A 6,329-nucleotide genomic window follows, 5' to 3' on the forward strand; every position below is an offset into this window, starting at 1 on the left:
TTAGTCGGAGATTTTTCTTTAATCATAATGTGATAGAAGTATTTGCTATTATTAAACACAAAAAAAACCAGCATCTGATTTAGATGCTGGCTTGAATTAATTGAGTGTTTGTTATTCCCACTCAATTGTTCCAGGAGGTTTCGATGTGTAATCGTAACAAACACGGTTGATACCGCGAACCTCATTGACTATGCGTGTTGCTGTCGCTGTTAAGAAAGCTGGCTCAAACGGATAAACATCAGCTGTCATGCCATCTGTTGATGTGACGGCACGCATCGCAGCCACATATTCATAGGTACGGGCATCACCCATCACACCTACGGTTTTCACTGGTAATAGAACCATAAAGGCCTGCCAGATTTCATCGTAAAGACCTGCTTTACGAATTTCATCCAAATAGATGGCGTCAGCTTTGCGAAGGATATCGCATTTTTCTTTGGTGAGATCACCCGGGATGCGGATTGCCAAACCTGGACCAGGGAATGGGTGACGACCAAGAAGACTTTCTGGAATACCTAATTCACGACCAAGCGCACGTACTTCATCTTTAAATAATTCACGAAGAGGTTCGACCAAATCCATATTCATACGTTCCGGTAAACCACCCACGTTATGATGGGATTTAATGGTTTGCGAAGGACCACCTGTGAATGATACAGATTCAATCACGTCAGGATAAAGCGTACCTTGTGCCAAGAAATCAGCACCACCAATTTTATTTGCTTCTTCTTCGAAGACGTCGATAAACAAACCACCAATGATTTTGCGTTTTGTTTCTGGTTCACTTTGACCTTCAAGCTTGCCAAGGAATAAATCCTCTGCATTACGATGGACCAAAGGAATATTGTAATGTTTAGAGAATAAATCAACGACTTGTTCTGCTTCATTGAGGCGAAGTAGGCCATGATCAACAAAGATACATGTGAGTTGGTCGCCGATTGCCTCATGGATCAATACAGCTGCGACAGAAGAATCAACACCACCGGATAGACCGCAAATTACTTTCTTGTCACCAACTTGACGGCGGATGGCTTCAATCGCTTGTTGTTTATAAGCTGCCATTGTCCAGTCGCCCTTACATCCACAAACGCCGTGGATGAAGTTGTTGATCAATTGTGCGCCATGCGGTGTATGGGCAACTTCTGGATGGAACTGAACACCATAGAAACGTTTTTCGTCATTTGCGATAGCTGCATAAGGTGCGCCACCTGTTTTTGCGACAATACGGAAGCCTTCAGGTAATTTTCCAACCTTGTCACCATGGCTCATCCAAACGACTTCTTGTGTGCCGACATTCCACGCACCATGGAAAAGGTCACAATCTTCAACGATATCAATTTCTGCTCGACCAAATTCTTGATGATCAGAGTTTTCAACCTTACCACCAAGTTGTTCACACATGGTTTGTTGACCATAACAAATTCCAAGTATTGGAAGGCCTAGATCAAAAATTTCTTGTGGGGCACGCGGGGAGTCGATCTCTGTCACACTTGCCGGGCCGCCAGAAAGGATAATGCCTTTCGGATCGAAGTCTTTAACTGTTTCAACGGTTACTTTGTTGAAAGGATGAATTTCACTATACACACCAGCTTCACGAGCGCGGCGTGCAATTAGTTGGGTGACTTGCGATCCAAAGTCAATAATGAGTATACGTTCGCTCATATGTTTTATCCTTACCGTTCACACTTATAAAATTACAGTTTTCGACCCATCACCGCGACAAAGAAACCATCGGTTCCATGTGCATGCGGTGTTAGGCGTAAATAATCTTTATCGGTTGGACAGTCACTGCCCAACGTATCTTTCCAAACATCTTTAATTGGATGGATGAAGAAATTGTCATTTTCTTTTAAGAAACGTTCAACCTGCGCTTCATTTTCCTCTTGAAGGATAGAGCAGGTTACGTAAATCAAGCGCCCACCCGGCACAACCAGACGACAGGCAGAATCTAAAATCGAAGATTGCAGAGCTGCTAATTCCTCAACATCTTTTTGAGTGAGTTTCCATTTTTGATCTGGGTTACGACGCCATGTACCTGTACCTGTGCAGGGGGCATCTACAAAAACGCGGTCAAATCCACCATCCATGCGACCTGAACGACGTTTCACCCATTTATCACGTTCACTTGTTAACGTACGGCGCTCAATCATGTACAGGCCTGCACGTTTGAACCGAATAGCGGCGCGTTTTAAACGACCTTCGGAAACATCACAGGCAATAATACGACCTGTGTTATTCATTGCCGCTCCCATAGCAAGTGACTTGCCGCCAGCACCAGCACAGAAATCAACAACTTTATGTCCCGGTTTTGTATCAGCTAGAATAGCTGCTAATTGAGACCCCTCATCTTGCACTTCAACTAACCCATCTTTGAAAGCTTTGGTGCCAGATAGAGGGCGTCGACGTTCCAAGCGTAACCCAAAGGGAGAGTAGTCACAGTCGGCTGTCTCTATGCCTTCTTCCTTCAAAGCCTGCTTGGCTTCTTCTTTCGAGGCTTTAAGTGTATTTACACGCAGGTCTACTGGGGCTTCTTCGCAGAAAGCTGAAAGCTCTTCTTTAATATTTTCGCCAAATACTGTTTTGAAATTTTCTTCCAACCACAAAGGTGCATTTGCTTGAGTCATGTCAGGTTGACAGGATTTATCTAATTTCTCTTGGCTGAGTTCAATTAGGATACGCTCCTCAGCTGGGGTAAGAGGTTTTGGATTATAGCGTTCCCCATCGAAGAAAGGCTTGATCTCCTCCATTGAAAACCCTTCGCCAAGCGCAAGCCAGATCACCATGCGATGACGGTTTTGGCCGTCGCCACCCTGACAACGCTTAATCCACCAATCTAACTGTCCACGATAACGCAGAACGGCATAGAAGAGGGAGGCTATTGCATTGCGATCCTTTGAGCCCGCATAACGATTTGCGCGGTTCCAATCACTTAATACCTTATCTGCAGGAGGAGCGTCTGGGCGATCCATTTGATCTAGAAGATCAATAGCGGCTGCAATTTGTGCGCCTGGGGTCATTCAATTATCCTAACTAACCTCAATAATTCAGTCTTTTGAGGTAAAAATTCTGTAAAGCAGTGATTTAAGAGAAAACGCCTCAAGAGGCAAGCCAATCCTCCTTGGAAATTGCGAAAAACGGGAAATTTCCACCATAACAATCTGTGCGTCCTGCTGGTTTCAATCCGATCTTCTTTAAAACTGCTTGAGATGCCAGATTATCGTCATCCGTGCAGGCTGTAACTTGATTGAGAATATTGTTCTCAAATACATAAGAAATAACGGCTTTGCCAGCTTCGGTCGTATAGCCTTTCCCCCATGTTTCCGGGAGACAACGATATCCAATTTCCACGTGATCTGTATAGGTGACTGGATCAACACCATATTCGCTAAGTGGCATTTGACAAAAAATGATACTTCCGATTGGTGTATTGTCTTCCCTTTTCAGCATTATCCAAGCACCTCCTTGGATTTTACCTTCGCTTTGAAGTAACCAATCATTTCTTTCTCTTAATTCGGCGCTCGTGAAAGGGATTTCCGGCAAAGTTTCCATCATTTGTGCATTTTCATTCATTGAAAAGATGAATTCCTTATCATCTTCATCGATTGGCCGCAGTATAAGGCGGTCTGTTTCAATAACTTCAGCCATTTTTTGTAAGCCAATCTTGTTTATTCAATGTGAAGAAAGGCAGGATGGTTCCATAAGCTTCAATTGTTCCATCTTCAATCATACCAACCTTTTGTAAAATATTACGCGAGGCGGCATTGTCGTCATCGACACATGCAGTAAGTTGTTCCAAATTCGTCTCGGTAAATGCAAATTTGATTATGTGTTTAGCGGCTTCGGTGACGTATCCTTTTCCCCAATAATCTTTTAAGATGAAATACCCAATTTCGGTATGTCCGGTTGGGATTGTTTCTTCTTTGTCTTTGGGCATCGGGAAGAGGGAGAAAGTACCAAACTTCTCACCTGTTTCTCTTAACCCAATAGTCCACACACCTTGATGGGCGACTTTATGCCCAAGACCAGCATAATCAGGCATTTCTTTTTCACAGCTTTCCGCACTCACAGCACCACCTGCATATGTCATGATTTCTTCGTCAGTGAAGAGCGAAATGATTAAGTCTAGATCACGATGTTCAAGTGGCTGTAAAATAAGGCGATCAGTTGTCAGAATTGGTTTAGTCATATCTTGCTAACCATTTATCTTTTTGTACCAAAAAGAAAGGGAGGTCATCGCTATAGCAATAAAATGTTCCTTTGGGCTCCAAACCAATTTTTTGTAGCACAGTTTGAGATGCGAAATTCTCGTGATCTGCACAACCTGCTATCTCTTCCAGTTCCGTTTGCGTAAAGATATATCGGATAACTTCTTTTGCACCTTCTGTCATATAGCCCTTTCCCCATGCGTCGGGGATAGAACGATATCCGATCTCTATATAATCAGTGAAGGTCGTTTCTTCTTCGTCAACGGGCATTTTAAACATGCCAATCGTGCCTAATTTGCGGTGATCCTCTTTGCGAACCATAAGCCAGATACCAAAATGTGGGCCGTCCTTTTCAAGGTTAAGCCACTTATTCATGCGCTTCTGGTTCTCTTCAACAGTCAAAGGGCCGCCCAGATGCTTTGTTACCTCTGGATCAGTATTCATTTCCAAGGCAAGATCGATATCAGCCTCCTCAATAGGTCTGAGGATCAATCTTTCTGTTTCTAGGCGGCGGTTTGTCATGTTTTCCTTAGCGACCTTGGTAATTAGGCGCTTCCTTTGTTACTGTGATGTCATGTACATGTGATTCACGTAATCCGGCGGACGTAATTTTACGGAATTCACATTTCGTTTGCATATCAGCAATTGTTGCATTGCCTGTGTAACCCATAGCGGCTTTTAGGCCTCCATTCAATTGATGAATAACACCACCAACAGGGCCTTTGTAAGGTACACGACCTTCAACACCTTCTGGTACAAATTTATTGCTTTCGTTCACTGTTTCTTGGAAATAACGATCTGCAGAACCGCGCGCCATTGCACCAGCAGACCCCATACCACGATAGGATTTATAGGAACGACCTTGATACAGGAAGGTTTCACCCGGTGCTTCTTCTGTTCCAGCAAGAAGAGAGCCGACCATCACACAATCAGCACCTGCTGCAATCGCCTTTGCTATATCACCTGAAAACTTAATGCCACCATCCGCAATCGCAGGTACACCATGTTTATGACAAACTTCAGCACATTCCATAACAGCTGTTAATTGTGGAACACCAACACCAGCAACAATACGTGTTGTACAGATGGAACCCGGTCCAATACCAATTTTAACCGCATCTGCGCCAGCATCAATCAATGCTTGCGCAGCTGCAGGAGTTGCAATATTGCCTGCAATCACTTGTACAGCATTTGAAAGCTTTTTGACCGCAGCGACTTGATCAATAACCCCTTGAGAGTGGCCATGGGCGGTGTCTACAATCACCACATCTACGCCTGCATCTATTAAAGCTTCGGATCTTTCAATGCCGGAAGCGCCAGTACCAGTCGCGGCTGCAACACGAAGGCGACCTTGATCATCTTTACATGCATGTGGGTAATTTTGGGATTTCTCCATATCTTTTACAGTTATTAATCCAACACAATGGCGTTGGTCATCGACGACTAATAGTTTTTCAATACGGTGCGAGTGCAAAAGACGTTTTGCCTCTTCATGGTCAACGCCTTCTCTGACTGTAACCAGCCCTTTACGTGTCATCAGTTCTTTGACAGGTGTATTCATGTCATCTGCAAAACGAACATCACGGTTTGTTAAAATACCAACCAAGTGTTTTTTTCGTTTTGAAACAACAGGAATACCGGAGATATTATGAAAACGCATAACATCCAACGCATCACCTAATGTGCGTTCCGGCGTAATAGTAATTGGGTTTACGACCATACCAGATTCAAAACGTTTAACTTTACGAACTTCTTCGGCTTGTTGTTCAATATCCAGATTTTTGTGGACAACACCAATACCACCTTGTTGTGCCATTGCGATCGCAAGACGGCCTTCGGTAACAGTGTCCATTGCTGCGGAAACCATTGGAATATTTAGGCTTACTTCACGTGTAAAACGTGTCGCTGTATTTACCTGATGAGGTAGAACTTCTGAATGAGCTGGTTGCAACAAAACGTCGTCGAAGGTGAGCGCTTCACGAATGGTCATACCGATATTTCCTTGTAGAAGAAGTTGATTTTTTCTGAATATACTCAAATTGGATCATTTTTCAAGTTCAAAAAAAAGTGACTGCATTTTTAGGCTTTAAAATAGCATTTGTTAGAAAAGTGATTGTATGAAAT

General features: G+C 43.4%; 6 protein-coding genes. All 6 read right to left on the minus strand.

Features of this window, described 5'->3' with window-relative positions; translation table 11 throughout:
• Nucleotides 1-111: 111 nt before the first annotated feature.
• The 6 genes from guaA to guaB all read right to left on the minus strand — a co-directional run bounded on the left by guaA (nucleotide 112) and on the right by guaB (nucleotide 6,195).
• Entirely contained in the window at nucleotides 112-1,662 is a 1,551-nt protein-coding gene (gene guaA, locus E1160_RS12930) for a glutamine-hydrolyzing GMP synthase (protein ID WP_155155824.1), read from the minus strand.
• Nucleotides 1,663-1,694: 32 nt separating this feature from the next.
• Nucleotides 1,695-3,017, minus strand: a complete 1,323-nt coding sequence (locus E1160_RS12935; RefSeq protein ID WP_155155826.1) for an RsmB/NOP family class I SAM-dependent RNA methyltransferase — start codon at nucleotides 3,015-3,017, stop codon at nucleotides 1,695-1,697.
• 79 nt (nucleotides 3,018-3,096) lie between these two features.
• Nucleotides 3,097-3,645, minus strand: coding sequence for a GNAT family N-acetyltransferase (locus E1160_RS12940; protein WP_155155828.1), 549 nt, complete (start codon nucleotides 3,643-3,645; stop codon nucleotides 3,097-3,099).
• Nucleotides 3,638-4,186: a GNAT family N-acetyltransferase gene (locus E1160_RS12945; protein WP_155155830.1), complete on the minus strand. Its 549-nt coding sequence runs from the start codon at nucleotides 4,184-4,186 to the stop codon at nucleotides 3,638-3,640. The genes E1160_RS12940 and E1160_RS12945 overlap by 8 nt, the downstream gene beginning before the upstream one ends.
• Nucleotides 4,179-4,727 (minus strand): GNAT family N-acetyltransferase, encoded by a 549-nt coding sequence (locus E1160_RS12950; protein ID WP_155155832.1) that lies wholly within the window; start codon nucleotides 4,725-4,727, stop codon nucleotides 4,179-4,181. Before E1160_RS12950 ends, E1160_RS12945 begins: the two co-directional genes overlap by 8 nt.
• Nucleotides 4,728-4,734: 7 nt before the next feature.
• Nucleotides 4,735-6,195: an IMP dehydrogenase gene (gene guaB / locus E1160_RS12955; protein ID WP_155155833.1), complete on the minus strand. Its 1,461-nt coding sequence runs from the start codon at nucleotides 6,193-6,195 to the stop codon at nucleotides 4,735-4,737.
• Between the last annotated feature and the right edge of the window lie 134 nt (nucleotides 6,196-6,329).

The organism is Curvivirga aplysinae, assembly GCF_009711445.1.
Lineage (GTDB): Bacteria > Pseudomonadota > Alphaproteobacteria > UBA8366 > Aestuariispiraceae > Curvivirga > Curvivirga aplysinae.

Bases quoted from the DNA above. Each gene is read 5' to 3' on its own strand.
- guaA (WP_155155824.1), bottom strand. From the start codon at position 1,662: ATGAGCGAACGTATACTCATTATTGACTTTGGATCGCAAGTCACCCAA.
- E1160_RS12935 (WP_155155826.1), bottom strand. From the start codon at position 3,017: ATGACCCCAGGCGCACAAATTGCAGCCGCTATTGATCTTCTAGATCAA.
- E1160_RS12940 (WP_155155828.1), bottom strand. From the start codon at position 3,645: ATGGCTGAAGTTATTGAAACAGACCGCCTTATACTGCGGCCAATCGAT.
- E1160_RS12945 (WP_155155830.1), bottom strand. From the start codon at position 4,186: ATGACTAAACCAATTCTGACAACTGATCGCCTTATTTTACAGCCACTT.
- E1160_RS12950 (WP_155155832.1), bottom strand. From the start codon at position 4,727: ATGACAAACCGCCGCCTAGAAACAGAAAGATTGATCCTCAGACCTATT.
- guaB (WP_155155833.1), bottom strand. From the start codon at position 6,195: ATGACCATTCGTGAAGCGCTCACCTTCGACGACGTTTTGTTGCAACCA.